A 416-nucleotide genomic window follows, 5' to 3' on the forward strand; every position below is an offset into this window, starting at 1 on the left:
TTACTGCACTGACCAGCCGCCATCAGACGGCAGGATTGCGCCGTTGATATTGACCCCGTCATCGCTCAACAGGAAGGTGATGGAAGCGGCAAGCTGCTCTGCCGTAGCCAGTGAAGGGATAGCGGCTTGGAAGGGGTGCAAGCGAGCCGAGCCAACTTCAGATACATTCGCGGGGAATGGAATACCGGTGGCGACGCCACCGGGAGCGACCGCGTTAACTCGAATCCCTGGCTTCGCGTACATGAAAGCTGCGCTACGCGTGAGCCCAACGACGCCGTGCTTCGACACCGTGTAGGCATTACCTGATGCATTGCCGCGAATGCCGGCTTCAGAAGTGACGTTGACAATCGATCCCGCGCCGGCCTCGAGCATCGCGGGGACCACAGCGCGCGTGAGCTTAAACACACCGGTGAGGT

The 416-nt window shown here is 60.3% G+C and carries 1 protein-coding gene; it reads right to left on the bottom strand.

Going from position 1 to position 416, the window contains the following annotated elements; all coding sequences use genetic code 11:
* Positions 1 to 416 (bottom strand): SDR family oxidoreductase (locus J1784_RS00180; protein ID WP_217147573.1); only part of this gene is annotated, 416 nt, incomplete at its 5' end.

It is taken from the genome of Rahnella ecdela, from assembly GCF_019049625.1.
Classification (GTDB): Bacteria; Pseudomonadota; Gammaproteobacteria; order Enterobacterales; family Enterobacteriaceae; genus Rahnella; species Rahnella ecdela.